This is a genomic window from Lentzea sp. NPDC004789 (genome assembly GCF_053601075.1).
Window position 1 is genome coordinate 26,437 of sequence record NZ_JBSGBE010000019.1, and the last position, 26,790, is coordinate 53,226.

A 26,790-nucleotide genomic window follows, 5' to 3' on the forward strand; every position below is an offset into this window, starting at 1 on the left:
CGACACCCAAGCCCGCTCAAGCCTCCACCGTCATCTGGTACGACGGCAGCACCCGCAGGTTCGCCGCCGCCCGTTCCAGCTGCGAGAGCACGCTCGGCCGCATGGCCGCGATCTCCTGGTCCGCCGCGGCACCGGCCATCTCCTGCAGCATCACCTGCTGCGGGTGATCGCCCTCGGCCTCGGCGACCGCCAGCACGCGGAAAGCCGTGCCGGGCGGGAAGATCACGCGTTCCTCGGTGGCCACGGCGACGCGGTCCGCCACCTCGACCCGGCGGCCGGTGACCGACCACACCAGGTACTCGGTGGCGCCCTCCACCCGCTGCGTCGGGTTCGCGACGGCGTCGAGCAGCCCGTGCTCCACCAGCACGTCACCGCTGCGGTAGCGGCGCGGGCCGGTCGGGCCGCTCTGGCCCCACACCACCGCGACACCGCCGTGCAGCGGCAGGCGGTTCAGGCCCGACACGATGCACGCGACGTACGGGCGCAGGCGGCCGAGCCGGCCCATGCGCAGCGTTTCGACGACCACCTCCTCGTCCTGCGACACGCACGCCAGCAGGGCCGTCAGGTCGGTGACCATGGCCTCGAACGCCGCCGGGTCCTCCTCGGCGTCCGGACGCTGCGCGAGCAGGCGGCAGACGGTCGCCGCGTGCACGCCGTAGCGCTCGCCCAGTGCCCGGCGGACGGCGTCGCGTTCCAGTTCCGTGCTGCTGTGGTCGGGCAGCACGGTCTCGCGCTCGCCCTCGCTCTGGGCCGGCACCTCCCAGGACGCGAGCGGCTGCGCCGGCAGCGGGCCGTCCACGCGGAACCGCACGGCCGCCGCGTCCGGGTCGGACGACGGGAACGCCGCCTCCTCGGCCTCGGCCAGCACGTGCGCGCTCACGGTCACGGTCGCGGCCTCGGACGCGGCCATCGAGGCGTACGCGGGCTCCTCCTCGACCGGGGTGACCGGGGAGAAGAACCCCGTGCCGGCCGAGTCGCGGGACGACAGGGCCTGCGCGGCCGCACCGAGCGCGGCGGCGACCGCGGAGGGGCTGCCCCCCTGAGCGCCGAACGACGCCGTGGGCGGCTCCGGTGCGGCGTGCGCGGGTGCGGCGTGCTGCGGTGCCGGTGGCGGCGGTGGGGTCACCTTGGCGTCGCAGAACACGACCCGCAGCAGCTTGCGCACCTCGGGCTCAAGGCGTTCCACGAGAGCAGCGCCATGCACCGCGACCGCACCAGGCGTCGTGCGCCCAGGCGTGCCCACGGTCAGACGTGCCCACTCCGGGTCAACGGGCTGAGAGCGCACCTCGGCCGCGTTGTACGGCTCGTCGTGCTCACGCACCCACAGGCCGGACGGCACGACCTCCAGCACAACGCCGTCGCCGAGAGAGAACACACCGGGCGACACCTCGGCGAGTCCCTGCACGGGCGCGCGATAGCCGGACACCGCCGGCACGGCCTCGTGCGGCGAGCACAGCACCTCGGTCACGAACGGGCGCCACGTCTGCTGCCCGCGCGGGTCGACCGCGACCACCGCGGGCCCGCCGGTGCGCAGGTTGCCCACCGGCAGACCGGTGAACATCGCGATCGGCTCGCCCAGCTGGTCGGCGACCAGCCGTCCGAGAGCGGTGTCGATGCCGTACGGCACGAGCCGCACGCGCGACCGGGCCGCCTGGGGCAGCGCGGTCAGCAGGCGGCAGACCTCGTCGGTCGGGATCGCCGACTGGCCGGGGCCACCGACTACGACGGTCAGCACGTTGTCGCGGCACGGCAGCGCCACGATCGGGCGCGCGTCCTGGGCGGCCGGGTCGAACGGCGGCTGCTGCGCGCGCAGCCACAGCCCGGCCGGGATGGGCTCGGAGATGCCGATCTCGCCCGTCGGCCACGGCGAGTTCGGGTCCATCGCCTCCCACTGCGGCACCGGGAAACGGCGCCCGAACGGCATCGGCGACGCGTTGGGCTGGAACCGCACCCAGCTGCCGTAGCCCTGGGCGCCGACGACGAACGCGGCACCGGGCACGGTGGTCAGCACGCCGTCCGGCGCCACGACCTCGGCCTGCAGCTGCTCGGCGAGCCACTGCGCGGGCGCGGTGGGCCGCATGGTGCCCGCGTGCGACACGGCGAGCCGGATCGGGCCGCGACCGCTCAGCGCGGTCACGACGTGCGGCCAGAAGGTGCTCTGGTCGCCGCTGGGGAAGTCGACCACGACCACGGTGCGGCCCCGGTCGACGGGAAGGGTCCTCGCGAGGCCGGAGGCGGCCTGGCCGGGCCCCTCCGGTGCGGAGACGACGAGCGTCGCGCCGACGAAGTTCGCCGCGAACGGCGTTCGTTGCGGCAATGGCTCCGGCGGCGGCGCTGCTGCCGGTGGCTGCTCGACGGGTGGCAGAACCGTGTTCTGAGTCTCGCCCGAACTCTGGGTCTGCGTTAGCTGGTCGCCGTGGGCGGCGGCACGTCGGCCCATCAAGCGCCTGATCACCTCCGTGCCATCCCGTTCACTCGCCCTTTCGGCTTAACCGGGCAACGGTCGTGCACGCTATCAAGACACGGCGCACTCGCGTCACCCAGTCGGGTTATTTGATCTCATCCGATCGAGACCCACACGGCGCGCGCTCTTCCACACACTCCGTGAGGACCGATGATCGCGGACGCCGAGTATGCCTTGCGCCCGTCCTGGCCAAGTTCCCACGCGAGGAGCACGTGGTCCACCTCCAGCCGGACGGGCTGCTCCACCTGGGCGACGAAGGTGCCCAGCACGAACGCCGGACCGCCGTCCGGGGCCACCGGTTGCGCCGACGGGCAGTCGAGCGCGGCCCAGACGATCTCCGGCAGCACGTTCACACCGTCGCTCGGCAGCACGCCGGTCGGCCGCCACAGGCCGGCCCACTCCGGCCGCCCGTCCAGCGGGCCGAGCAGGGCCGCGACGCCGTCCTCCCGGCCGGGCCCGCACCCGAAGCACGTCGGGAACGGGTGCTTGTCGCGCCACGGCACCTTCGCGGCGGCCTCCCGCGCCTCGTCGTGCGTCGGCGCGGCGGGAACGTCGAGGTCGAGCACGGCGGGCTCGGCGGAGGCGATCAGCGTCTCGCCGTCGAACAGCTCACCGCCGCGGACCTCCAGCTCGCGGTCCAGCGGCACCGGCTTGCGCAATCGGACACTCACCGCCGCCGAGTCGACGTGCGCGGCGAGCAGGCCCGCCGAGTAGCCGCCGTTGCCCATCCCGGGCGGGCCGTTGAACCGGCTGCCGACCGTCACGGTGGTCATCACAGGGCCTCCGCGTAGACCCACTGGCCGTTCTCGCGGACGAACCGGCTCCGCTCGTGCACGACGCCCCCGACGTAGTGCGCGCGGAACTCGACGACACCCTCGTTCTGGAGCAGTCCGCCGTTCTCCGTTGCCAGAATTTCGAGCTTCAGCCAGCGGTCGCCCGCGTCGGTTCCGGCGCTCGCTGGGCGGTGCTTCGCGGCCCACGTGCGCAGCAGGTAGTCCTCATCGGACACGGCGAAAGCGCTGTAACGCGACCGCATCAGCTGCTCGGCCGTGGCCGCGGTGCGGGCTCCGGAGTGCAGCGCACCGCAACAGTCCACATAGGACTCGCCGGTACCGCAGGGGCACAGTTTGTTGTTCACGCACACATTGTGCCTGGTGAACCCGTTAGAACCGATGCCCCACCTCGTACGTACACCTTGTCAAGACTGACTCGCGGGAGGCAGAGGAGACGGCACGTGAGTGTGGACAGCAGGACTGAGCTCGTACCGCTGCGCACGTGGTTCGGGCTGCGGTGGCGCGGCTACGACCGCGACGAGGTGGACGACTACGTCGCCGAGCTCGAGGCCGAACTGCGCCTCGTCACCGCGGACCGCGACGCGTCGGAGGCCCGCGCCGAGGCGCTGGCCAGCAGGTTGATGGCGGTTCAGGAGGAGAACGCGGCGCTGCAGGACGGCCTGCACCGCATCTGCCTGACCCCGATCGACCCGAAGGGCCTGCCGGAACGGCTCGCCCGCATGGTCGCACTGGCCGAGGAAGAACGCCGGGACGTCGTCAGGGACGCGCAGCTCAAGGCGTTGATGATCGTCGGAGAGGCCGAGCAGCGCGCCCGCGTGCTCGACGAGGAGGCGGCGCGCAAGCGCGAGGAGATCCGCGAGGACTTCCGGCTCGCCATGTCGGCACGCCGGGCAGAGGCCATGCGCGCCCTCGCGGAACTGCGCAACGTCGCCCTCGACGAGGCGGAGCGCATTATCGCGGAAGCGAAGGTGCAGAGCGCCAGAATCGACTAGACAATTCCGCGGGCAGCCCGCCCGTGATTCGGCCTGGCTCCGTAATTTCGTTTGAACACAGCCGGACCGGAATACCCGAAGAATCCCGGCCAGACCTTCACATATTCGTTTTCCCTATTCACCCGCAAAGACCTTGCACCCCATAGTTTCGGAATGTTTTTATTCCGCAATGGACATGGGGACGGTCACTCCTATCACGGCGTACCTGGTCGCGTGCCTCGGTTCGGCACTCGGTCTGCTGTCGAGCGAACGCGCACGGAACGCCACCGGGGGATCACGGAAATGGTGGTTGGCGGTGGCCGCCGCGTCAATCGGCGGCCTCGGCATCTGGGGAATGCACTTCACCGCGATGCTCGGCACGTGGATGGGGGTGAAGGTCGCCTATGACATCACCACCACGTTGTTGAGCATGGTGGTCGCGATCATCGTCGTCGGCCTCGGGCTTTTCCTGACGCTGCGCCACGACGGCGACGAACGCTTCTGGCCGCTCGCGGCCGGCGGCCTCGTCACGGGCCTCGGCGTCGCCGCGATGCACTACACCGGCATGTCCGGCATCGTGATGAACGCCGACGTGACCTACAGCCCGGTCGTCGTGGCGGTGTCCGTCCTGATCGCCGTGGTCGCCGCGACCGCGGCGCTGTGGTTCACGAGGAACGTGAGCGGCCCGCTCGCCGTCCTCGGCGCCTCGCTGGTGATGGGACTCGCCGTCACCGGCATGCACTACACCGGCATGCACGCCATGAACATCAAGGTCAGACAGGGCGCGCCGATCCTCACCGACAACTCGGAGGACCTGATCACCACGCTGATCATCAGCGGCGTCGGCTTCAGCGTGATCATCGTGTTCCTGCTCGCCCTCACGACCTCCGACGAGGAGCGCGGCGCGGAGGCCGAGGTGCTCGACCGCGTGCTGCGCCGGGCCGAGTCGCGCTGACCCGGCCCGGCGCAACCCGCCGCTAGTCCCGTTCGACCAGGTGCCCGATGACCTCCGGCCCGGGATGCGCGTGGCCCGAGCCGTCCCGCCGGTGGTCGACCTCCGGCAGCTCGACCGGCGAACCCTTCCGGTCCGCACCGGCCGGCCTGCTGCCGATCCACGCCAGCACCAGCTGCGACTCGCCCTTGAGGAACCGCTGCGACCGGACACCACCGGTCGCGCGGCCCTTCGCCGGGTACTCGCTGAACGGCGTGACCTTGACGCTCTGCCCGGACGACGTCACGACCATGGGCTCACCGTGCTCGTCGTCGTCCGTGCGGATCGCCCCGAAGAACACCACGTGCGCGTCACCGCTGAGGTTGATGCCCGCCATGCCGCCGCCCTTGAGACCCTGCGGCCGCACCAGCTTCGCGTCGTAACGCAACAACGACGAATCGGAACTGACGAACGCCAGCGTCTCGCTGCCGTCCGTGAGCCACGTGCACCCGACGACCTCGTCGCCGTCCTTGAGCGTGATGACCTCGAATTCGTCCGACCGCACCGGCCACTCCGGCACGCACACCTTCACCGTGCCGAGCTTCGTACCGAGCGCGACACCCGGCGAGTCCCCTGCCTCCAGCGGCACGATGCCGATGACCTTCTCACCCTTGTCGAGCGGCACCAGCTCACTCGCCGCCATGCCGCCGCTGAGCGACACCGTGCCGTGCTGCTCGGGCAACACCGGCAGCGGCAGCACGTCGGTCTTGAACGCGCGACCCAGGTTCGTGATCAGGACGACCTGACCACGCGCCGTGGAGTGCACCACCGCCGACACGGCGTCGTGCTTCACCCGCCCGGCCCGGCGCTTGCCCTCCGACACCTCCTCCGACTCCGCCGCGGTACGCGCGACGAGCCCGGTGGCGCTGAGGATGACCTGGCACGGGTCGTCGGCGACCTCCAGCGGACCGGCGGGCTTGGACGCCGCCAGCACCTCCTTGAGGTCACCGTCGATCAAACTGGTCCGCCGGTCGCCGCCGAGCTCCTTCGCCACCTCCGCGAGCTCGGACGACACCAGCTTCTTCAGCACGCTCTCGTCCTCGAGGATCGCGGTCAGCTCGGCGATCTCCTTGGTGAGCTTGTCCTGCTCACCCTCCAGTTCGAGCTTGTCGTACTTGGTGAGGCGGCGCAGCGGCGTGTCGAGGATGTAGGAGGCCTGGATCTCCGACAGCTTGAACTGCTTCATCAGGCCGTCCTTGGCCGCCGCCGCGTTCTCGCTGCCCCGGATCAGGCGGATGACCTTGTCGATGTCGAGCAGGGCCTTCAACAGACCCTCGACCAGGTGCAGGCGCTCCTCGCGCTTGCGGCGGCGGAACCTGGTGCGCCGCGTGACGACCTCGTAGCGGTGCTGGAGGAACACCTCCAGCAGCTCCTTGAGCCCGAGCGTCTGCGGCTGCCCGTCCACCAGCACCAGGTTGTTGATGCCGAACGACTGCTCCATCGGCGTCAACCGGTAGAGGTCCGCGAGCAGCGCCTGCGGGTTCACCCCCACCTTGCACTCGATGACGAGCCGGATGCCGTTCTCGCGGTCGGTGAGGTCCTTGACGTCCGCGATACCGGTGAGCCGCTTGGACTTGTTGACCTCGTCGGTGATCTTCTCGACGATCCGCTCGGCCCCCACGCCGTACGGCAGCTGCGTGACCGTGATCGCCTGCCGCCCCCGGCTGCCTTCCAGGGGACCGATCTCGACCTTCGCCCGCATCCTGACCACACCGCGGCCCGTCTCGTAGGCCTTCCGCACCTCGTCGAGGCCGAGCAGGATGCCACCGGTCGGCAGGTCGGGCCCCGGCACGAACTCCATGAGCTTGTCGAGGCTCGCGTCCGGGTGCGAGATCAGCCAGCGCGCCGCCCCGATCACCTCGCGGAGGTTGTGCGGGATCATGTTCGTGGCCATGCCGACCGCGATGCCGGACGTACCGTTGACCAGCAGGTTCGGGAACGCCGCCGGAAGAACGCTCGGCTCCTGCAGCGAACCGTCGTAGTTCGGCCGGAAGTCGACCGTCTCCTCGTTGAGCTCACCGACGAGCTGCATGGCGACCGGGGACATACGGCACTCGGTGTACCTCGCCGCCGCCGGCCCGTCGTCAGGGGAACCGAAGTTGCCGTGCCCGTCGATGAGCGGCTCGTTGAGGCTGAAGTCCTGCGCGAGCCGAACCAACGCGTCGTAGATCGCCGTGTCACCGTGCGGGTGGTACTTGCCCATGCAGTCGCCCGTCACACGGGCGGACTTCACGTACGCGTGGTTCGGCCGGTAACCCTGCTCGTGCATCGAGTACAGGATGCGGCGGTGCACCGGCTTGAGGCCGTCCCGCGCGTCCGGCAGCGCCCGCGAGTGGATGACCGAGTACGCGTACTCCAGGTACGAGTCCTCGATCTCCGTCTTCAGCGAGTTGTCGAGCACCTGGGCGCCGGCCCGGTCGAACGCGGCCGGGTCGACCTTGGTCGTGGGTCCCTTGCGGCGTGCCACTTCTTGACTCTTTCTGTGAGGCTTAGAGGTCGATGGCCGACTGGTCGACCCGTGCGGCGGACTCGACGAGCCAGTTGCGGCGCGGCTCGACCTTCTCGCCCATCAACAGTTCCAGCGCGGTCTCGGCGGCGTCGACGTCGTCCATCGTGATGCGCCGGACGCTTCGGGTGGCGGGGTTCATCGTGGTCTCCCACAACTCGTCCGCGTCCATCTCGCCCAGACCCTTGAACCGCGGCACCGGCGTGACGACCTGCTTGCCCGCCTTCTCCAGCTGCGCGACCTTCTGCTCCATCTCGCGCTGCGTGAAGGTGAAGTGCGTCTCGGCGTTGCGGCCGCGGGTCATCACCTTGTGCAACGGCGGCATCGCGGCGTACAGCCGCCCGTCCTCGATCACCGGCCGCATGTACTTGGCGAACAACGTGATCAGCAACGTGCGGATGTGGCTGCCGTCGACGTCCGCGTCGGCCATCAGGATGACGCGGCCGTACCGCATCTGCCCGATGTCGAACGTGCGGCCGGTGCCGGCGCCCAGGACCTGGACGATGGAGGCGATCTCGGCGTTGCGCAGGGTGTCGGCGAGCGAGGCCTTCTGGACGTTGAGAATCTTGCCGCGCAAGGGAAGCAGCGCCTGGTACTCGGAAACGCGAGCCATTCTCGCACTCCCGAGGGCGCTGTCGCCTTCCACGAGAAAAAGCTCGCTGCGCGAAACACCGGTGGTCCGGCAGTCCACCAGTTTGGCGGGCATGGCCGCACCTTCGAGCGCCGTCTTGCGCCGGGCCGCGTCCTTCTGCTGCTTCTGCGTGAGCCGGACGCGCGAGGCGTCGACGACCTTCTGCAGCACGGTCTTGGCCTCGACCTTGGTCTTGCGGTCCTCGGTCCACGCGCGCACCTGGGCGTCGACGATGCCCTGCAGCACCTTGGTGATGCCCGCGGTGGACAGCTCGTCCTTGGTCTGCGAGGTGAACTGCGGCTCGGGGATGCGGACGTGGATGACGGCCGTCATGCCCTCCAGCACGTCGTCGAGGGTCGGCGGGTCCTCCTTGGGCTTCAGCAGGCCGCGCGTCTTGGAGATCGCGTCCTGGATCGCCTTCAGCACCGCGCGGTCGAAGCCGCGGCGGTGGGTGCCGCCGTGCATGTTGCGGATGGTGTTGGTGAAGCACTCGACGGTGCGCTCGTAGCCGGTGCCCCAGCGCAGTGCGACTTCGATCTCGGCCTGACGCTCCACTTTGGACCGCATCACGCCGTTCTCGTCGGCGGCGTTCTCGTAGTAGGTGCCCTTGCCGGTGATCACGAGGGTGCCCGAGACGGCGCGGTCGCCCGAGGGCGCCAGGAAGTCGACCATGTCGGTCAGGCCGTTCGGGTAGTGGAAGACCTCCTCGGAGATGGAGTCCTCCAGCGCGGTCCGCAGCACGTAGGTCACGCCGGGCACCAGGAAGGCGGTGTTGCGCAGCTTCATGCGGACGGCTTCGACGTCGAGGGCCGCGCCGTTCTCGAAGTAGCGGGCGTCGTGCCAGTAGCGGGTCGAGGTGCCGGTGGACTCGTTGCGCTTCATCTTGCCGGTGACGCGCAGGCCGGCCTGGCGGGTGAACTTCGCCTTCGGGCCCGGGCCGTCGAACACGCCGGGCACGCCGTGGGCGAACGACATCTCGTGCACCTTGCCGCCACGCCGCACCGTGACGTCGTAGCGCAGGGAGAGGGCGTTGACGGCGGAGGCGCCGACGCCGTGCAGGCCGCCGGAGGTCTTGTAACCGGAACCGCCGAACTTGCCGCCGGCGTGCAGCTTGGTCAGCACCAGTTCCACACCGGACAGACCGGACTTGGCGTGCACGTCGGTCGGGATGCCGCGGCCGTCGTCGTCGACCTGGACGCTGCCGTCGGCGTGCAGCGTGACCACGATCCTCGTGGCGTGACCTGCGACGCCTTCGTCGGTGGAGTTGTCGACGATCTCGCTGAAGAGGTGGTTGATGCCCCGGCTGTCGGTCGACCCGATGTACATGCCTGGCCGCTTGCGGACGGCCTCCAGACCTTCCAGATGCGTGAGGTCGTCGGCCCCGTACAGGGTCTCTGCGGTCACGGGTATTTCTCCCTGGTTGTGTGCGGACTGTCAGCAGGGTATCTGCACGGACCGACAATTTTTCGCAGGACGCCCGTCACCGACGTGGAATCCGCCCTGAACGACGCGTCGCGAAGCCCTCCCGCGAGCACCTCACCCCTCACCACAACCCTGCTGACCTGCGAAGGCGGCGGAAACCGCCCCAAACGACACCGGCCCGGCCAACGGGTTGGCACAGGTCACACGCCCGAGCGCGCCTCAAGGCCGGGTACCCGAGCACGTGCGGGGCCAACCGGACGCCGGGATCAGGGCCATCTGATCGTCCACTGTGGACACGAGGAGTCCCCCGGCGGCGAACCGGGCCGAGGTTGCGCGCGTGACCTGGTCGAGACCTAGCCGCAATTGACCCGTGAACCGTGATGAACACCCGCACGTATGCCCCGATGTCGGAAGCGGAGCGAGGGACGGGGTGATGGCATGCGGCACGGTGTGGACTCGGGTCTTCCCCGGCAGACCGCGCACGGCCCGTCCCGCTTCGAGGTCGAGCGCACGCCGCAGAGCGCGGCGGAGGCGTCCATCCGGCCCAACGCGGCCGCGCCCGGCATCCGCTACTTCACCCGAGCGAGGTGGACCAGCCACACCAGCCCTTCCCGCCATGCCAGCGCACCGTCGCTGCTGATGCACAGCGCCTGAAGCCTCATTTCTCCGAAAGGTTGTCCAGAGATGTCATCACCGCACGTCCTCAGCGGTCGGCGCGGCCAGGTGGCTGCGGCCGCGCTGGTGGCCGCCACACTGCTGAACGCGGCGCTGTTCGGTTCGAACGGTGCCACCGCCTCATCGCACCGCGAAGCACCGCTGATCGCGGGTGATCCTGCCGTCGACAACACGGACCTCTACGCGTTCGTCAGCCCCGACAACAAGGACACCGTCACGCTGGTCGGCAACTGGTCCGGTTTCCAGGAGCCCAACGGTGGGCCCAACTTCTACCCGTGGGCCGAGGACGCGCAGTACGACTTCAACGTCGACAACGACGGCGACGCCAAGCCGGACGTCACGTTGCGGTTCATGTTCCACAACGAGGACCGCCGCAAGAACTACACGTTCCTGTACACCAACGGCGTCGTGCACTCGCTGGACGACGAGAACCTGCTGTTCCGCCAGCGCTACGACCTGGAGGCGATCTACCAGAACGGCCAGCGGGTCAAGCTGGTCAACAACGCCCAGGTCGCCCCGTCGCCCAACGGCCCGGCGTCGATGCCGGACTTCAAGAAGCTGCGCGACCAGGCGATCGTGCAGATCCCCGGCGGCGGCAAGGTCTACGTCGGCCCGTCGGCCGACGCCTTCTTCGCCGACCTGCGGGTGTTCGACCTGCTCTACGGCGGCAACCTGAGCGAGGTCGGCCAGAACACGCTGCGCGGCTACAACGTCAACACCATCGCGATCCAGCTGCCCAAGCACGCGCTGGCGTTGAAGAACGACGTCCACCGCAACCCGAACATCGGCGTCTGGAGCGCCACGTCGCGCCGCTCGCTCAAGCTCTCGCCGGGCAAGGCGGAGGCGCAGGGCGACTTCGTGCAGGTCTCCCGCCTGGGCAACCCGCTGGTGAACGAGGTCGTGGCCCCCGCCGGCCTCAAGGACGCGTTCAACGGCCTGCGCCCCGACCAGGACGCCGGCGTGAAGGAGCTCGTCGACCGGGTGGTGAACCCGGAGCTGCCGAAGCTGATCGAGGGCATCTACAAGATCCCGGCGCCGAAGGGCAACCGCGACGACCTGGCCGAGATCTTCCTGACCGGTGTCACCAAGAAGCTCAACGGGCCGATCCAGGCGGACCTGAACTCGCAGGTCAACAACGCCGACGTCGACCAGCGGCGGTTCCGCGCGTCGGAGATGCTGCGGCTGAACCTGATGATCGACCCGAACCCGAAGCCGAACCGCCTCGGCGTGCTCGGCGGTGACACGCAGGGCTTCCCGAACGGCCGTCGCCTCGCCGACGACGTGGTGGACATCGCCATCCAGGCGATGGAGGGCGCCGCGGCGTCCGGCAAGCTCGTCGACGCGCTCGCCACCGGTGACAAGGTCGACGCGCCCGACCAGGCGCCCGAGGCGTACTTCCCGTACGTGGCACTGCCGCACAACGGCATGGCCGTCAACAGCAACGGCAACACCGCGACCGTCGCGGTGAACCCGGTCAGCAGCATCTCCAACCTCGACCCGATGGCGATGACCACCGCGGTGGGCTCCGCGCTCGTCTTCGGCGGCGGCTTCTTCCTGTGGCGCAAGCGCCAGCAGCAGATCCGCAAGTACGGGTCGCACTCGAAGTGAAGTACCAAGTGCGGCAAGCGGTCGCGGTGGGTCTCCTGGCCACCGCGGCGCTTGCCTACCTCGCCGCCTCCGGTCCTGCCGACAGCAGGGCCGGAGGCGCGCAACCTGAACCGGTTCCCGTGGTCGCGCAGCAGAACGAGATGCACCGCGTGGTGCACCAGCTGCAGCAACGACTGCACGGACTGCCCGAGGACAAGGCGTCCTGGGCCAGGCTCGGTGCGTCCTATGTGGAACTCGCGCGCGTGACGGCCGACCCGGCCTACTACGCGAAGGCCGAGGGCGCGCTGAAGAACGCGGGCGACACCGGCCTCGCCGCCGTCGGCATGGGCACGCTCGCCAACGCCCGCCACGACTTCCACGCGGCCCGCGACTGGGCCCAGAAGGCGATCGCCGCACTGCCCTCCTCCGCGGAGGCCTACGGCGTGCTGGCCGACGCGTTGACGCAGCTGGGCGACGACGCGGGCGCCCAGGACGCGGTGCAGAAGATGCTGGACCTCAAGCCGAACACCGCGTCGTTCGCCCGCGCTTCCTACCACTTCGAGCTCCACGGCGACGTCGACGGCGCCCGTGACGCGATGACGCGCGCCCTGACCGCCGCCTCGACCCCAGAAGAGATCGCGTTCTGCCACTACCGGCTGGGTGAACTCGCGTTCGACCACAACCGGCTCGACGAGGCCGCCCAGCACTACGAGCAGGGGCTGGCGGCGAGAGGAGACGACATGGCTCTCACCCAGGGCAAGGCGAAGGTCGCGGCGGCACGGGGCGACGTCCCGGTCGCGCTCGACACCTACCGCAAGCTCGTGAACCGCGCTCCCCTGCCGCAGTACCTGCAGGAGTACGCGGAGCTGCTGGAGGCGAACGGCAAGGCGGAGGAGGCGGCGCGGGAGTACGACGTGCTGTCCGAGCAGCAGCGGTTGATGGAGTCGCAGGGTGCCTCCGACGACCTGGCCGCCGCGCTCGTGGCCGCCGACCGCGGTGACGGCATGCAGGCGCTGCGCCGGGCGGAGGCCGAGTGGAGCCGCCGGCAGAGCGTGTTCGTGGCCGACGCGATGGCGTGGGCGCTGCACGTGAACGGCCGGGACGCCGAGGCGCTCGCCTACTCGGACCGGGCCAACGCGCTGGGCTGGCAGAACGCCACGTTCTCCTACCACCGCGGCATGATCCTCGCCGCGCTCGGCCGGGTCGCCGAGGCGCAGGAGGCGCTGGTGCAGGCGTTGCGGCTGAACGCGAACTTCTCCCCGCTGCAGTCGCTGAAGGCCGGCCGCAAGCTCGCCGAGCTGCGAGGCGGCCGGTGAGCCTGTCGGGCTGGGTGGTGCGGCCCCTTCTCGTCGTCGCCCTGCTGCTGGCGGGTTTCTTCCTGATCAACGGCAAGGCGTCCGCGCACCCGCTCGGCAACTTCACCGTCAACCACTACCACGGGCTGCACCTGCACCCGGACCGCATCGACCTCAGATCCGTGGTCGACGTGGCGGAGATCCCGACGCTGCAGGAGAACCTGAAGGCCCGCGACGCGAAGCAGTGGTGCGACGAGGTGGCGAGAACGGACCGGTCCACAGTGGACGGCCGGCAGATCACCTGGACGCTCTCCAGCTCGACCAAGGAACACCCCAAAGGCCAGGCGGATCTCAACACGACCCGCCTGGTCTGCGAGTTCACCGCCAAAGTCGACCTGGACCGGCCCGCCAGGCTGGAGTTCCACGACGAGTCGAACACCGACCGGATCGGCTGGCGGGAGATCACCGCGGCCGGCACCGGCATCAGGCTCACGGACTCGAACGTCCCGACCGAGAGCATCAGCGACGAGCTGCGGACCTACCCGGAGGACCTGCTCAGCAACCCGCTGGACGTCCGGTCCGTCGCCTTCACGGCCTCCCCCGGCAGCGGGTCGGAGCCGAAGAAGGCCTCCGGTTCCCCCATCCAGACGTTGAGCGTCACCGCGTCCGCCCTGAACGACATCCTGGGCAGCGCCGAGCTCACGCCATGGCTGGGGTTTCTTGCTGTGCTGCTGTCGCTGCTGCTCGGCGCGTCGCACGCGGCGTTGCCCGGTCACGGCAAGACGCTGATCGCCGCCTATCTCGCCGGACGTCAGGGCACGCCGAAGGACGCGCTCGTCGTCGGCGCCTCCGTCACCGCGACGCACACCGGTGGCGTGCTGGTGCTCGGCCTGGTCATCAGCGCCTCCAGCGCGCTGGCCGGCGAGCAGGTGCTGCGCTGGCTGGGACTCGTCAGCGGTCTGCTGATCACGGTCATCGGCGTGATGCTGCTGCGCACGGCCCTGACCCGCGAACCCGCCCTCGCGGGCGCCCTCGTCGGCACCGGTCACGGACATGGGCACGGCCACGGACATGGGCACGGCCACGGACATGGGCACGGTCATGGCCACGGACATGGGCACGGAACCGGGCACGGTCACGGGTACAGCCGGGCAAGCCTCATCGGCATGGGCGCGGCCAACGGACTCGTCCCGTCGCCCTCGGCGCTCGTGGTGCTCCTCGGAGCGATGGCGCTGGGCCGGACGTGGTTCGGCGTCCTGCTGGTCCTCGGCTACGGCATCGGCATGGCCGGCACGCTCACCGCGGTCGGTCTGCTGCTGGTGAAAGCCCGTGAGCGGGTCGAGAAATTCCTGGACGGACGTGCCACCCGCACGCTCTCGCAATACGCACCTGTCGTCACCGCCGCCATGGTGATCGTGGTGGGAGCGTGGCTCACATTGCAGGCCGTCTGAATTACACCAATGTAAGAAGGGCCCGGATTCGGTCAGAATCCGGGCCCTTCGTCTGTTCGACGTTCTTACTGTCCCTGCAGGTTCGCCACCACGAACGCCTTGCCCTCCGCGTTCTCGACGGCGACCGACTTCACCTGGTCCGGCGGGACGCTGACCATGCCCCGCACCTTGGCTCCCTCGACCCTGCCCTTCTCGGTCGAGGTCCACGCGAAGGCCTCGGTCTTGGTGCCGTCCTGCTTGACCACGACCAGCTTGCACTTCTGCGCTGCCGGCAGACCGTTGATGTCGGCCGTGACCTGGTAGCGGTCCTGCGACGACGGCGCGATCTCCGCCACCATCTTGATCCCACCGGCCGTCGCCTCACCCGTGCGGGTCGAGGCCACGCTGGTTCCCGGTCCCTGGTTCTGCATGAACACTGCAGCGCCCCCGAACGCGACCACCGCGGCGACAGCCGCGGCGGCGAGGTAGCCCGGCCAGCGGCGGGGCTTGGCGTGCTGCGGTTCGGGGAAGTCCTCCACCGCCTGCGGACTGGCTCTCGGGCGCTGGTCGACCACCCGCGGCTGCGGGATGACCGACTCCTGCCTGATCTGCCGCAGCGTGCGCTGCAGCAGCAGGTCCGAAGGCTTGGGCAGGTCGGCTTCGAGCTCGTGCAGGAAAACCTCACGGGGCACCTCGTCGAGCACCATGCGGATCCGATGGAAGTCGGCGACCTGCGCACGGCAGGACGGACAGCCCCTCAGGTGCTGCTCCACGCCATGACTCTCGTGCGCGTCCAGAACGCCGAGCGCGTAGCAGCCAAGGGTGACCGCGTCGTGCGCGCCAGCTGTCATACGACCTCCTCGTCGTCCCGATTCGACCCCCGCGGCGAAACGGTGTCACAAGGGAAAACGCGGAGATAGGAGTGGTTGGTTCAGCTCGCGAACGAGTTCATTCTGATTGCTCATAACAATGGCATTACGTAACCGCTCAACTACCGTTGAGGGGTGGCTTGAGCAGCGCTTTTCACTCGATCGGAGGACTCAAGGTGTCTCGAATGGCTACAGGCACGCTTCTTGACGAACCAGCGGCACCAGCCGCCAGGTAGTCGGTCCGGAACTGGTCGGCGAGCCAGCCCGCGAGCAGCTCGCGCCAGTTCCGGACCCGGTCGAGCAGTTCCGGCCGGAGGGTCCGGTCGTCCTCCCACTCCCGCCAGTCCGCGCTCGCGAGCCAGCCGATGCAGCCGGCGATGCGGTGGGTCCGCAGCAGGTTCAGGTCCGGCGTCGAGCCGTAGCCGGTCCAGAACGCCGGGGGCAGTGAGGTTCCGTGCAGGTAGAGGTGCTCCTCGAACGCCGCCAGCTCGTCGAGCGGGTTGCCCTGGCCGGGGTTGTCCCAGTCGATCAGCGTGGCCCGGCCGTTCCCGACGATGATGTTGTAGAGGTTCACGTCGTTGTGCAGCAGGCCGACGCGGTGGATCTTGCGGAACGCGGCGCCGATGCTGCGCCAGACCTCGTCGGACACCGGCAGCGCGTCCGCCAGCGTCTCGCCCTCGACGTACTCGACCAGCACGTCACCGCGGCCGTTGTGGGCCAGCACCTCCGGCGCACCCGGCACCACGAACTTCGGCAGGTCGCGCGCCACCTTCGGCTGCCGCAGCACCGCCTTGCGCCCGTCGGCCAGCGTCACGAGGTGCAGGACGTTGGTGAGCCCGTCTCCTTCCAGGGGTTCGATGCGGACCGCGGTCTCCAGCAGCCGGAACAACACCCACCTCCAGCGGCAACGGTAGCCAACGGCTACCAGAGATCGCAGTGGTGGTCGGCCGCCGCGACCTCCCGGGTGGCGAAGATCCGGACGTCCTGGCGCTCCCAGCCGGGGCGTCCGGTCCGCGCGAACCTGGTCCACACCCGCACCATCTCGGCGGAGAGCCGCTGCTGGTCGCCGTGCAGCTCGACACCGGCGTACCGGGTGAGGAACGGCAGCTCCGAGCCGTGGTAGGCGCCGTAGGGGAACTCCGGCAGGCCGGGGAAGATCATCGGCGGTTCCGGTTCGGCGAACTCGTAACCGTACGCGTTCGTCTGGCTCCTCAGCTCGTTCGTCGTGCACGCGGACGTCATGGCGGTGAGCGCGGCCGACAGCGGTACGCGCTCGTCACCACCTCGCGGCGGGAAGGCGGCGAGGATCCGCTGCGCCTTCGCGGCACCGAACCCCTGGATGAGGGCCTGTTCGTAGCCGGTGGCGTCCAGCTTCGGGTAGGCCACTGCCACGAACACCGTCAGCTCGTCGCGCGCGGTGCCGGCGAGCACGGGGATCTGGTGGAAGTGCCCCTGCCGCAGTGCGGTGACCGGGTTCTCCGGCAGGGCTTCCGTGCCGTAGGCGGGCTTCGAGAACAACGGGGTCAGCTTCTTGACCTCGGACACCGGAAGGCGGCGCAGGCAGGCGATGTCCGCGCAGCCGTGCGGCGCCTGCGCACCGGCCCGCTCGACGTCCTCGCGCGCGGCCCAGGGGTGCTGGACCTGGTTCTCGCCGGCCGGAAGGCCCAGCCGGCACGGTCCGCTCTGGATGATCGCGCGCTGGAACAGGCCTTCGGTCCGCGGCGAGGTGAGCTGCGCGCACGTCGACAGGCCGCCGGCGGACGCGCCGAACAGCGTGACGTTGTGCGGGTCTCCGCCGAACCGCCTGATGTTGCCGCGCACCCATTCGAGCGCCTTCTGCTGGTCCTTCAGCCCGAAGGCGCCGGAGCCCTCCAGGCCGGGGAAGCCGAAGTAGCCGAACGCGCCGAGCCGGTAGTTGATCGTGACGACGACGGAACCGTTGCGCGCCAACTGGTCCATGCCGTAGTCGGACCCGGCGCCGCTGGTGAAACCGCCTCCGTGCAGCCAGACGAGGACCGGCCGGTTCGTGGCGTTCAGCGGCGTGGTGACGTTGAGGTAGAGGCAGTCCTCCGCGTCACTGGACGGACTGCCGTCCTGGGCGCACCGCGGGCCGGGCCGGTCGGCTTCGAGGACGCCGTGCCACGGCCTGGCGGGCTGCGGGTCGCGCCAGCGGTTCTCCCCCGTTGGCGGTGCGGCGAAGGGAATGCCCTGGAAGGTGCGCTGGGCGTCGGTGATGGTTCCCGACACGAATCCGGTGTCGGTGCGGACGGTGGTTCCGGCGGCGTGAGCGGCGGGAACTGCGGTTGCGGCCAGGAGGACGGCCGAGATCAGGGTTGTGGTCGAACGCATGTCGACGGTCAACCTAGCGAGCCCGCGCAACCCCTTTTCGCCAACCGGACGACCTCAGTGGACGACGCCCACCGGTCGCGGAATCCGCCGTCCGGGCGCACCCTGATCGGATGGCGCGCCTCCTCACCCCGCGCTTCGCCCTGCTCACCGCCGCTGACCTGGGCTACTTCACCGCGATGGGCATCGCGGTCTACACCCTGCCACTGCACGTCACCGGCCCGCTGCACCACTCCAAGGCCGCCGCCGGTCTCGCGTTCGGTGCCTTCGCCGTCTCCGCGCTGCTGCTCCGCCCGTTCGCCGGCCGTCTCACCGACCGCATCGGCAGAAGGCCGCTCCTGCTCGGCGGCACCGCCCTCGCCGCCACCAGCCTCGCCCTCACCGCACTGGCCACGGACCTGCCCGCGGTCGTCGCCCTGCGACTCCTGCTGGGCGTCGCCGAAGCCGCGTTCTTCGTCGCCGGGTTCGCCGCCCTCGTCGACATCTCGCCACCTGACCGCCTCGGCGAGGCCCTCAGCCTCAACTCGCTGGGCCTCTACCTGGGACTCGCCGCGGGCCCACCGCTCGGCGAGTTCCTCACGCGGCACTCGTTCCCCACCGCCTGGCTCAGCGCCGCGGCCCTGTGCGCCGCCGCGACCGCGACCGCGGCGTTCATCGGCGAGACCGGCACCCCGACGACCACGAAGTCGAACCTGATCCACCGCCCGGCCGTCCCGCCGAGCATCGGACTCGGCACGGCACTGGCCGCGTGCGGCGGGTTCCTCGCGTTCGCCGCACTGCACGCGAGAGAGGAGGGATTCGGCAACACGAGTCTCCCGCTCGTCCTGTACGGCGTCACCGTGGTCGCGGCCAGAACGGCGTTCGCCAAGATCCCCGACCGCGTGCCACCGCTGCGGCTCGGTGCCGTCGCCCTGGGCATCATCACGGCGGGCATGGTCCTGGCCGCCCTCCCGCACACCCTCGCCCTCGGCAGCGTCGTGCTCGGCCTGGGCGTCACCTTCAGCACCCCGGCGTTCTTCGCCGCGGTGTTCGCCACCGCGCAACCGCACCAGCGCGGCGCCGCGTCCGGGACGGCCAGCGCGTTCATCGACCTCGGACTGGGCGGCGGCCCGATCCTGCTCGGCCTCACCGCGAACGGCGCCGGCATCGCGTTCGCGCTCGCCACGGGCGGCGCGGTGGCCGCGGCGGGCTGCCTGTGGACCCTGCGCCTCAACCGAGCACACTGAAACCCGTGCAGATCGGCGTCTTCACCGCGGGCGACCTGAAGCCCGCCGAGATGGTGGAGCTCGCGATCGCGGCCGAGGTGTTCGGCTGGTTCGGCCAGGAAATCGAGTACGGCCTGCCGCGCACGATCGAGCACTCCGAGACGCTGAAAGCGTTGTGGCCCAACAGGCCCTACGTCGTGCGGTTCGCCAGCCGCACCGAGCGGCGAGCACTTCCTCACTGACGCCAGATCACCAGCGCCACCACCAGAATCAGCACGCCGACCGCGAACGCCGCCCCGAACACCCACAGCCCGTAGATCGCGAACGCCACGAACTCGGACCCGATGGCCGCGACCGAGGTCACGGTGGCACGGGCCTCGGACTCGATCCGGTGCTGCAGCTCGGTCTCCACCTGCACCAGCACGAACCGGTACAGCCCGTAGAACAGTCCCAGCAGGACGATCGCCGCCGGGACCGCCAGCACCGCCGCCGCGATCAGCACCAGGCCCGACGCGAACAGCACCCAGCCGCGGAACGGCAACCGGCCGCCCAGCGCGGCACCGGCCGCGCCCAGCAGCGGCACGCCGGTCGTCGCGAGCGGCACCCACACCGTCGGCACGTGCCAGTCCTGGACCAGCAGCGTGAAGTACTCCTCGAACGCGTCGATCGCGTACACCAGTGCCACGGCGAGCACGGCACGTTTGATCGGCACGGCCTCGCGCAGACCGGTCCGCAAGGTGTCGAGGTAGCCGATGTCGTCGTCGGACGAGCCCCGCGGCGGCTCCGGGAACCGCAGCGCGATCACCGACGACGCCAGGCACATCGCGACCGACACCCAGCCGGCGAGGTCGTAGCCGCCGAGCGAGAACAGGAAGGTCGCCAGCACCGCGACCGGGACCTGGGCGATCAGGGTGATGGTGTCGACACGGGCGTTGAGCCGGCCGTACAGCTCGGCATCCCCGTTGGCCGCCAGCCCGTCGTAGAGCAGGGCCTCGAACGCGCCCGAGGTCAGCGTTCCGCCGAGGCCCCAGAGCACGAAACCGGCCGCGAAACCCCAGAAGGACGGGAACAACACCCAGGAGGCGTACGCACAGGCGTGCAACAACCCGGACGCGACCAGCGAGCTCCGCCGCGAGAACCGGTCGGCGACCGCACCGGACGGCACCTCGAACACGACCGCGGTCAGCGACCAGATCGCGAGCAGCACCGAGATGGACGCGTCCGACAGCCCGCTGTCGGCGAAGAGCAACGCGTACAGCGCGTAGATCGGGATGAGGTGCGAGCACCACGCCCACGCCGTCGCGGTCCGGGAAAGATCAGTTGAAGATCAATGTCGTCGGCGCATGGCACAAGGTTAAGCCGTCAGCGCCACCGATTAAATGGCGCTGACGGCTCGTGGTCGGTCAGAAACCGGCGGTGATGCGGGTGAACGCGAGGTCGGACTGCGCGATGCCCGAGCAGTTCGACGCCACCTGGCCGTCGCAGCCGCCGCGGTCGCGGTTGACGGACCAGAACGCGAGCCGGCCGAGACCGTTGGACTTCGCCCAGTCGCGAATGGCCGTCCAGGTCGCCGTCGTGGTCGTCTCGCGCTGGTCGGACAGGCCGTTCATGCCGGAGATGCCGACGTGCTTGAACGCCTCGGCGTCGCTCCAGCCGAAGGTCGACTTCAGCTTGTTCTTCAGCCCGGTGGCCGCGCCGATCGTGTCGGTCTGGATGTTCGAGCTGCCGAAGTCGAACGGCATGATCGTGAAGATGTCGATGTTCGCGCCGAGCGCCTTCGACTGGTCGATCAGGCGGGCGCCGTAGTAGTTCGGGCCGGTGGTGCCGGTGCCGAACGTGACGATCGTCTGGAGGCCGGGGTTGTTCTGCTTGACGATCTTCAGCGCGGTGATGATCCGGTCCTGGACCGTCGTGTTCTCGAACTCGTCGGAGTTCTCGATGTCGATGTCGATCGCCTTCAGCCCGTAGGTGTTGATCACCTGCTGGTAGGCGCCGGCCAGCGCCTCCGGCGTCGAGCAGTTCGGGCCCAGCTTGTTACCGCTCCAGCCGCCGAACGACGGCACGACGTCACCGCCGGCACCGCGGATGGCGTTGATCGTCTGCTGGTCGACGCCACCGGTCAGCGGCCGGGTGCCGTCCCACGCGGGCGAGCAGCCGCCGCCGGACAGGACGAACGCGAGGGTGAACCACTTGACACCGGTCGCGCTCATGACCTGCGTCGCGTTCTGCGGGTCGCCCCAGCCCAGGTACAGGTAGGGCGCGCCGCGGCCGGTGCCGGGCAACGGCGGGTTCGAGGTGGTGGTCGTCGTCGTGGTGGTCGTGGTGGTCGGCGGCTGCCCGCTGCCGTCGCACGACCCACCGTTGATCTTGCAGTTGGTCGGGCTGCCGCCGGAGCCGCGCACGGTGAAGCCGAAGCTCGCCGTGCCGCCGACCGGCACGTTGCCGTTCCAGGTGCTCTTCACCGTGATGTTCTGGCCGCTCGCGGTGTACGAACCGTCCCAGAGCGACGCGATCGCCTGCCCGCTGGGCAGCGTGAACTCGACGGTCCACGACGAGAGCGCGGACGCGCCACCGTTGGAGATCGTGTACTTCGCCTCGTAACCGGTGCCCCAGTCCGACGTCTTCGTGAACGCCGCCGTCACGCCCGTCGCGCCGCTCGCGGGAGCGGCCAGAACGCCGCCGACCACGGCTGTTATCGCCAGACCGATGGTCAGGAACTGCCAGCGAAACCTCTTCATGGTGCTCCTTCACGTGCAGGGGGAACGTGATGCGGAGCACGTTAACTGGTCTAAACCACTGGTTCAAGGGTGTGAAAGGACCAGGACTGGGAACTTTCCAGTGGAAACGTTCTCACCACGGGTCCGAACGGGACGGTCGAGCCGTCAGAGCTGGTCCACCCGCTCCGCCGCCCGCTCGTCGAGCAGCTGCAGCAACGCGTACGTGGCCTGCCGCTGCTCCTCGACCAGCTTGGTCAGCCACGACCCGAAGTACAGGAACCCGCCGACCCCGATCAGCCCCACCCCGAGCATCCCGCCCGAGACCACGTACGGGACCTGCTCCCACACGTACCCGGTGTGCGCGACGCCCCACCAGGCGAAGAGGATCGCCGCGATGCCCGCGGTCATCAGCATCGTGCCGACGAGTCCGAGTGCGCTGCGCATCCGTGCGCGGCGCCGGTCCTGGATGGTCATCGCTTCACCCGTTGCGCAGGTCGGGGACACCGGTCGGGTGTCCGGACGGACAGGGCGCGCCGCCGAGCAGGAACGTGCCGAACGAGCGCAGGCCGAAGGCGGACGCCGCCGCCACGCCGAGGCCGGCGAGGACCACCAGGGCGGGCACGCCGGGGAAGTCGAGCAGCGAGCGGGGTTTCGCGCGCACCGACGCCACCGGGGTCACGGCCTTGGGCGGCGCGGTCCCGGCCACCGGCGGCGTGCCGGGCAGCGGGGCCTGGACACCACCGGCCGGGGGCGGCGGCACGAGGGGTGCCTGCGGCGCGGGGGCGTCGGGCGGGGTCAGCGGCGCCGCGGCGGAAGCGTTCGCGACCGCCTCGGTGTCGCCGACGATCACCACCATCTTGCGCAGCGGGTTCAGCAGCGGCACGAGCTCCTTGGGCAGCAGCGGTGCCACTACGCCGTCCAGGATGCCGCCGAGGCCGAGCTTGGTGCGCAACGCCAGCACGTCGACGGTCAGCGTGAGGCCGCGGCTGGTCGACGTCACGCCCGTGCCCTCGGTCTTCGTGGCGGAGGTGGGCCAGGTCAGCGTGATGCCCAGTGGTTCCAACGCCTTCAGCAGGCCGTCCGGCGGCGCGGCCGGTGCCTTGACCGGGAACTTCTGGCCCAGCACGGTGAACTCGGCGATCGAGAACGTGCTGGTGCCGCTGCCCTTGCCGCCGTCGCTCACCGCCACCGACTCGAACTTCACCCCGGAGAGCACGACCAGACCGGCGAGCAGTGAGATCGTCTGCGCGGACGTCACGGCGGTGGAGCGGGCCTCGGTGGCCGACACGGCGCTGTTGCTGGTCGACGACAGGCCGTCCGCGGTGAGCAGGAACGGCACCTCCTGTCGAGCGCCCGCGTAGGACTCGGCCTTCGCGGCACCGGCGGTGGCCCGCATGCCGGGCTTCGACTCGTCCGCCGGACCACCGGGGTGCGCCGCGTTGGCCTGCACCGGATACGCGAAGCCGAGCAGCTGCGGCAGGCCGGTGCCGACGGCGGCGCCCGGCCACACCGAGCTCGCCAGCGAGCGGCCGATCGGGCCGGAGCCCAGCTCGGTCTGCGTGTAGGACAGGTGCACCTCGCCCTGCGGTTCCGCGGGCACCGGGATCAGGTCGGTGTGCAGCAGCACGGACACGGGCGCGGCGTGCGCCGAGAGCGTGAAGCCGCCGATCTCGGCCGCCCGCGCCGGTGCCGGCGACAGCAGTAGCAGCAGCACGACGAGCGCGTACCTCATGTCGTCCCTCCGAAGTAGACGGACGCCAGGTCGTCCTCGGCGGCGATCTCGCCGTGCGCCAGCACGACGACCTGGTCCGCGACGGCCGACGCGGTCTCGGCGAACTGCTCGACGATCAGCATCGTGACGCCGCCCGCGGCCAGTTCCCTCACCACGTCGTACAGCTCGGTGACGATCACCGGCGCCAGGCCCATCGACAGCTCGTCGATCACGATCACCGCCGGGTCGCTGATCAACGCGCGGGAGAACGCGAGCATCTGCTGCTCGCCGCCGGACATCGAGCCCGCGAGCTGCCGGTGCCGCACCTTGAGCTTCGGGAACCGCTCGTAGACCACGGCCGGATCACCGCGCATCAGCCGCAGGTTCTCGGCGACGGTGAGGTTCGGGAAGATCGCGCGGCCTTCCGGGATCGTGCACAGGCCCGCCCGCGCCAGCTCGTCCGCGGCGGCGTCGTTGACGTGCACCCCGCCCAGGTGCACATGCCCCGACGTGGCCCTCAACTGTCCACTCAGGACCTTCACGAGCGTCGACTTGCCGGCACCGTTCGGGCCGAGCAACGCCGTGACCGTGCCGCGCGGCACCGAGAGCGAGACGCCGCGCAGCACCTCGATCCGGCCGTACCCGGCGTGGACGTCCATCAGGTCGATCATCCGAGGTACGCCTCCCGGACACCCTCGTGCTCGCGGATCTCAGCCGGCGTGCCGGACGTCAGCAGGCTGCCCAGGTTCAGCACGTGCACGACGTCGCAGTAGCCCATCACGAGGTCCATGTCGTGCTCGACCAGCACCACCGAGCGCCCCTCCTCCACCAGTTCCCGCAGCAGCGCGCCGAACGCGTCGGTCTCGGCGCGGTCCAGGCCCGACGACGGCTCGTCGAGCAGCAGGAGGGACGGGTCGGTGGCGAGGGCGCGGGCCAGTTCCAGCAGCCGCGCCGCGCCGGTGGGCACGGTATCGGCCTGGTTGGCCGCGAACTCCGCGATGCCCACGCGTGCCAGCAATCCTGAGGCCAGCCGAGCGGGACGGCGCCGGCTTTCCAGCGCCACCACGACGTTCTCCCACACCGTGAGCGACCCGAACACCTCCAGCCGCTGGAACGTCCGCGCCACGCCCAGCCTGGACCGCTGGTGCGGCCCCTTCGCGGTGATGTCGGCGCCGTCGAGCAGCACCCGGCCCGCCGACGGCCGGCGCAGCCCGCTGATCACGTCGAACAACGTCGTCTTGCCCGCGCCGTTCGGCCCGATCAGCCCGGTCACGCCCGGCGAGACCGTCAGCGAGACGTCGTTGACCGCGGTCACCTCGCCGAAGCGGACCGTCACGCCCTCCACCCGCAACGTGCTCATGCGCGCCGCCAGGACCACGCCCGGAAGAACCAGCTGACCAGGCCGTTGGGGTCACGCGCGAGCCCGGCCGCCGCCACGCCGAGCAGCACGACCGCCGCGCCCGCGAACGCCGGGAAGCCGCTCTGCAGCACCGGGAGCAGCATCAGCAGCAGCCCGCCGAGTGCCGCGCCCGACACCGACGTGACGCCCGCGATCACCGCGAACAGCAGCAACGGCAGGTTGTTGAACAGCTGGAAGTCGCTCGCCGCAACGGTTTCCCGCAGCTGCGCGAACAACCCGCCGGCGAGCCCCGCGATGGCCGCCGACAGCGCGAACACGCCGACCCGGATCCAGCGCACGTTCACGCCGAGCGTCGCGCACGCCGCCGAGCTGTCCTTGACCGCGATCATCCGGCGCCCGAGCCGTCCGCGCCTGACGGCCAGCACACCGGCGCCGACCAGCGCGAACACCCCCGCGGCCAGGATCAGCTGTGCCGTCGGGGACGACACCGCCGGCGGCACCTGGAGACTGCCGCGCACGCCGAACGCGATCGGCGACTGCAGCACGAGCTTGTCCATCAGCTGCGCGAACCCGAGCGTGGCCAGCGCCAGGTACAGCCCGCTCACCCGCAACACCGTCAACGCGATCAGCGCGCCGATCGCCGCCGCCACCAGCGCCCCGGCCAGCAACGTCACCGGCGAGGAGGACCCCAGCCGCGCCACCGTCACCGCGCCCACGCCGACGAACGTGAACTGCCCCAGCGACACCACCCCGCCGTACCCGGTGAGCAGCACCATCGACAGCAGCACGATCCCGAACACCAGCGCCAGCGCGAGCTGCCCGGCCACCACCGAGTCCACCAGCAGCGCCAGCACGACCACCACCCCGAGGAACAGCCCCGCGCCCACCCCGGTCGTCACCGCGTTCGGCACCGCCACCCCGCGCGACCCCCGCACGCCACCGATCCGCAGCGGCGACTGCGGCATCGCGAGCAGCACGACGAACAGCAGCAACGCCGGAATCGCCGCCCGGAACGCGATCCAGAACGGTGAGGACGGCAGATACGCCACGGCGTACGACTGCACCAGACCGAGCCCCAAGGCGCCCACGAACGTCCACGGCAGACTGCGCAACCGCCCGACCAGCGCGGCGGTGTAGGCGGTGATCACGAGCAACGTCATCGTCACGTAGTCGAGCTGCACCACCGGCGTCAGCAGAATGCCGCCCAACGCCGCCAACGACGACCCGATCGCCCAGCTCAACGCCGACAACCGGTGCGGCCGCGTGCCGTACAGCGCGGCCAGCTCCGGCGCGTCCACGCACGCCCGCATCGCTAGCCCGGTCCGCGTCCGGTTCAGCAGCAGGTAGAGCCCGCCCGCGACGAGCACCGCGCACGCCAGCGTCACGAGGTCGTGGCCGCTGACGAACGACTGTCCGATGTGGACGCCGTACTGGTCGAGGAACGGCCGCACGGGCCGCGCCTGCGGCGGCCAGATCGCCTGGGCGGCACCGATCAGCCCGACCAGCACCCCGACCCCGGCGACGAGCGTGATGCCGACCGGCGCGCCCGCGAGCCTGCGCATCACGAACCGCTCGATCAGCAGCCCGAACAGCGGCGCGCACCCGCCGACCACGATCAGCAGCGCGAGCCACTGCGGGAGGCCGCGGTTCTCGGCGAGCTCCCAGTAGAGGAAGGCCATCACCATGCCGATGGCGCCGTGACCGACGTTGAACACCTTGGAGGTGCTGTAGGTCAGCACGAGGCCGCCGGCGACGACGGCGTACGCGCCGCCGGTGACCAGGCCGAAGATGGTGTAAGCGAGGAGCGCCGTCACGC

General features: G+C 70.3%; 23 protein-coding genes. 8 read left to right on the plus strand and 15 right to left on the minus strand.

The features are described from left to right. Positions 1-16: 16 nt before the first annotated feature. From ACWEIJ_RS34490 to ACWEIJ_RS34500, 3 genes are all read right to left on the minus strand, one after another. On the minus strand, positions 17-2,440 hold the full coding sequence (locus ACWEIJ_RS34490; protein WP_449841433.1) for a hypothetical protein: 2,424 nt from the start codon (positions 2,438-2,440) through the stop codon (positions 17-19). Positions 2,441-2,559: 119 nt separating this feature from the next. Then, positions 2,560-3,237, minus strand: coding sequence for a hypothetical protein (locus ACWEIJ_RS34495; protein WP_449841434.1), 678 nt, complete (start codon positions 3,235-3,237; stop codon positions 2,560-2,562). Beyond that, positions 3,237-3,608 carry a YchJ family protein gene (locus ACWEIJ_RS34500; protein WP_449841435.1) on the minus strand — a complete coding sequence of 124 codons (372 nt, stop codon included), beginning with the start codon at positions 3,606-3,608 and terminating at the stop codon, positions 3,237-3,239. The genes ACWEIJ_RS34495 and ACWEIJ_RS34500 overlap by 1 nt, the downstream gene beginning before the upstream one ends. A gap of 90 nt (positions 3,609-3,698) precedes the next feature. On the opposite strand from ACWEIJ_RS34500, the gene ACWEIJ_RS34505 reads away from it, so the two are divergent. Both ACWEIJ_RS34505 and ACWEIJ_RS34510 read left to right on the plus strand, forming a co-directional pair. Continuing rightward, positions 3,699-4,250: a DivIVA domain-containing protein gene (locus ACWEIJ_RS34505; RefSeq protein WP_449841436.1), complete on the plus strand. Its 552-nt coding sequence runs from the start codon at positions 3,699-3,701 to the stop codon at positions 4,248-4,250. Between the two features lie 295 nt (positions 4,251-4,545). Further along, positions 4,546-5,184 (plus strand): MHYT domain-containing protein, encoded by a 639-nt coding sequence (locus ACWEIJ_RS34510; protein ID WP_449841437.1) that lies wholly within the window; start codon positions 4,546-4,548, stop codon positions 5,182-5,184. Positions 5,185-5,206: 22 nt separating this feature from the next. Here the strand turns inward: ACWEIJ_RS34510 and ACWEIJ_RS34515 are convergent, their stop codons facing one another. Beyond that, a complete protein-coding gene (locus ACWEIJ_RS34515) occupies positions 5,207-7,687 on the minus strand; it encodes a DNA gyrase/topoisomerase IV subunit A (RefSeq protein ID WP_449841438.1) in 2,481 nt (826 codons plus the stop codon). Between the two features lie 22 nt (positions 7,688-7,709). After that, positions 7,710-9,761, minus strand: a complete 2,052-nt coding sequence (locus ACWEIJ_RS34520) for a DNA gyrase/topoisomerase IV subunit B (protein ID WP_449841439.1) — start codon at positions 9,759-9,761, stop codon at positions 7,710-7,712. Positions 9,762-10,217: 456 nt separating this feature from the next. Between ACWEIJ_RS34520 and ACWEIJ_RS34525 the strand changes: the two genes are divergently transcribed. From ACWEIJ_RS34525 to ACWEIJ_RS34540, 4 genes are read left to right on the plus strand one after another with little or no spacing between them, the layout of a single operon-like run. Further along, a complete protein-coding gene (locus ACWEIJ_RS34525) occupies positions 10,218-10,433 on the plus strand; it encodes a hypothetical protein (RefSeq protein ID WP_449841440.1) in 216 nt (71 codons plus the stop codon). Positions 10,434-10,463: 30 nt separating this feature from the next. Further along, the gene (locus tag ACWEIJ_RS34530; protein ID WP_449841441.1) at positions 10,464-12,062 is read left to right on the plus strand and encodes a DUF4331 domain-containing protein; all 1,599 of its coding nucleotides are present in this window, start codon (positions 10,464-10,466) and stop codon (positions 12,060-12,062) included. 8 nt (positions 12,063-12,070) lie between these two features. Then, positions 12,071-13,357, plus strand: coding sequence for a tetratricopeptide repeat protein (locus tag ACWEIJ_RS34535; RefSeq protein WP_449841442.1), 1,287 nt, complete (start codon positions 12,071-12,073; stop codon positions 13,355-13,357). Then, entirely contained in the window at positions 13,354-14,787 is a 1,434-nt protein-coding gene (locus tag ACWEIJ_RS34540; protein ID WP_449841443.1) for a nickel/cobalt transporter, read from the plus strand. The genes ACWEIJ_RS34535 and ACWEIJ_RS34540 overlap by 4 nt, the downstream gene beginning before the upstream one ends. Positions 14,788-14,852: 65 nt before the next feature. Here the strand turns inward: ACWEIJ_RS34540 and ACWEIJ_RS34545 are convergent, their stop codons facing one another. The 3 genes from ACWEIJ_RS34545 to ACWEIJ_RS34555 all read right to left on the minus strand — a co-directional run bounded on the left by ACWEIJ_RS34545 (position 14,853) and on the right by ACWEIJ_RS34555 (position 17,984). Beyond that, positions 14,853-15,617, minus strand: coding sequence for an anti-sigma factor family protein (locus tag ACWEIJ_RS34545; RefSeq protein WP_449841444.1), 765 nt, complete (start codon positions 15,615-15,617; stop codon positions 14,853-14,855). Between the two features lie 172 nt (positions 15,618-15,789). Then, positions 15,790-16,527, minus strand: coding sequence for a lipopolysaccharide core heptose(II) kinase RfaY (locus tag ACWEIJ_RS34550; protein WP_449841445.1), 738 nt, complete (start codon positions 16,525-16,527; stop codon positions 15,790-15,792). A 29-nt stretch (positions 16,528-16,556) separates the two neighbouring features. Beyond that, positions 16,557-17,984 carry a carboxylesterase/lipase family protein gene (locus ACWEIJ_RS34555; protein WP_449841446.1) on the minus strand — a complete coding sequence of 476 codons (1,428 nt, stop codon included), beginning with the start codon at positions 17,982-17,984 and terminating at the stop codon, positions 16,557-16,559. A 110-nt stretch (positions 17,985-18,094) separates the two neighbouring features. On the opposite strand from ACWEIJ_RS34555, the gene ACWEIJ_RS34560 reads away from it, so the two are divergent. Further along, entirely contained in the window at positions 18,095-19,207 is a 1,113-nt protein-coding gene (locus ACWEIJ_RS34560) for an MFS transporter (protein ID WP_449841447.1), read from the plus strand. Positions 19,208-19,212: 5 nt separating this feature from the next. Continuing rightward, positions 19,213-19,428 carry a hypothetical protein gene (locus tag ACWEIJ_RS34565; protein WP_449841448.1) on the plus strand — a complete coding sequence of 72 codons (216 nt, stop codon included), beginning with the start codon at positions 19,213-19,215 and terminating at the stop codon, positions 19,426-19,428. Here ACWEIJ_RS34565 and ACWEIJ_RS34570 read toward each other — a convergent pair. The 7 genes from ACWEIJ_RS34570 to ACWEIJ_RS34600 all read right to left on the minus strand — a co-directional run bounded on the left by ACWEIJ_RS34570 (position 19,422) and on the right by ACWEIJ_RS34600 (position 26,788). Next, the gene (locus ACWEIJ_RS34570; protein WP_449841449.1) at positions 19,422-20,435 is read right to left on the minus strand and encodes an MFS transporter; all 1,014 of its coding nucleotides are present in this window, start codon (positions 20,433-20,435) and stop codon (positions 19,422-19,424) included. The two genes, ACWEIJ_RS34565 and ACWEIJ_RS34570, sit on opposite strands and share 7 nt — an antisense overlap. Positions 20,436-20,589: 154 nt before the next feature. Beyond that, positions 20,590-21,924 (minus strand): cellulose binding domain-containing protein, encoded by a 1,335-nt coding sequence (locus tag ACWEIJ_RS34575; protein WP_449841450.1) that lies wholly within the window; start codon positions 21,922-21,924, stop codon positions 20,590-20,592. A 144-nt stretch (positions 21,925-22,068) separates the two neighbouring features. Beyond that, entirely contained in the window at positions 22,069-22,377 is a 309-nt protein-coding gene (locus ACWEIJ_RS34580) for a hypothetical protein (protein WP_449841451.1), read from the minus strand. Positions 22,378-22,381: 4 nt separating this feature from the next. After that, positions 22,382-23,635 carry a choice-of-anchor P family protein gene (locus tag ACWEIJ_RS34585; RefSeq protein ID WP_449841452.1) on the minus strand — a complete coding sequence of 418 codons (1,254 nt, stop codon included), beginning with the start codon at positions 23,633-23,635 and terminating at the stop codon, positions 22,382-22,384. After that, entirely contained in the window at positions 23,632-24,285 is a 654-nt protein-coding gene (locus tag ACWEIJ_RS34590) for an ABC transporter ATP-binding protein (RefSeq protein WP_449841453.1), read from the minus strand. Before ACWEIJ_RS34590 ends, ACWEIJ_RS34585 begins: the two co-directional genes overlap by 4 nt. After that, positions 24,282-24,974, minus strand: coding sequence for an ABC transporter ATP-binding protein (locus ACWEIJ_RS34595; RefSeq protein ID WP_449841454.1), 693 nt, complete (start codon positions 24,972-24,974; stop codon positions 24,282-24,284). The genes ACWEIJ_RS34590 and ACWEIJ_RS34595 overlap by 4 nt, the downstream gene beginning before the upstream one ends. Further along, entirely contained in the window at positions 24,971-26,788 is a 1,818-nt protein-coding gene (locus ACWEIJ_RS34600) for a branched-chain amino acid ABC transporter permease (RefSeq protein WP_449841455.1), read from the minus strand. The genes ACWEIJ_RS34595 and ACWEIJ_RS34600 overlap by 4 nt, the downstream gene beginning before the upstream one ends. Positions 26,789-26,790: the final 2 nt, after the last annotated feature.

Excerpts from the sequence above, each read along its gene's own strand:
- ACWEIJ_RS34490 (WP_449841433.1), bottom strand. The coding sequence starts at position 2,440 with ATGGGCCGACGTGCCGCCGCCCACGGCGACCAGCTAACGCAGACCCAG.
- ACWEIJ_RS34495 (WP_449841434.1), bottom strand. The coding sequence starts at position 3,237 with ATGACCACCGTGACGGTCGGCAGCCGGTTCAACGGCCCGCCCGGGATG.
- ACWEIJ_RS34525 (WP_449841440.1), top strand. The coding sequence starts at position 10,218 with ATGCGGCACGGTGTGGACTCGGGTCTTCCCCGGCAGACCGCGCACGGC.
- ACWEIJ_RS34530 (WP_449841441.1), top strand. The coding sequence starts at position 10,464 with ATGTCATCACCGCACGTCCTCAGCGGTCGGCGCGGCCAGGTGGCTGCG.
- ACWEIJ_RS34545 (WP_449841444.1), bottom strand. The coding sequence starts at position 15,617 with ATGACAGCTGGCGCGCACGACGCGGTCACCCTTGGCTGCTACGCGCTC.
- ACWEIJ_RS34555 (WP_449841446.1), bottom strand. The coding sequence starts at position 17,984 with ATGCGTTCGACCACAACCCTGATCTCGGCCGTCCTCCTGGCCGCAACC.
- ACWEIJ_RS34560 (WP_449841447.1), top strand. The coding sequence starts at position 18,095 with ATGGCGCGCCTCCTCACCCCGCGCTTCGCCCTGCTCACCGCCGCTGAC.
- ACWEIJ_RS34575 (WP_449841450.1), bottom strand. The coding sequence starts at position 21,924 with ATGAAGAGGTTTCGCTGGCAGTTCCTGACCATCGGTCTGGCGATAACA.
- ACWEIJ_RS34580 (WP_449841451.1), bottom strand. The coding sequence starts at position 22,377 with ATGACCATCCAGGACCGGCGCCGCGCACGGATGCGCAGCGCACTCGGA.
- ACWEIJ_RS34585 (WP_449841452.1), bottom strand. The coding sequence starts at position 23,635 with ATGAGGTACGCGCTCGTCGTGCTGCTGCTACTGCTGTCGCCGGCACCG.
- ACWEIJ_RS34590 (WP_449841453.1), bottom strand. The coding sequence starts at position 24,285 with ATGATCGACCTGATGGACGTCCACGCCGGGTACGGCCGGATCGAGGTG.
- ACWEIJ_RS34595 (WP_449841454.1), bottom strand. The coding sequence starts at position 24,974 with ATGAGCACGTTGCGGGTGGAGGGCGTGACGGTCCGCTTCGGCGAGGTG.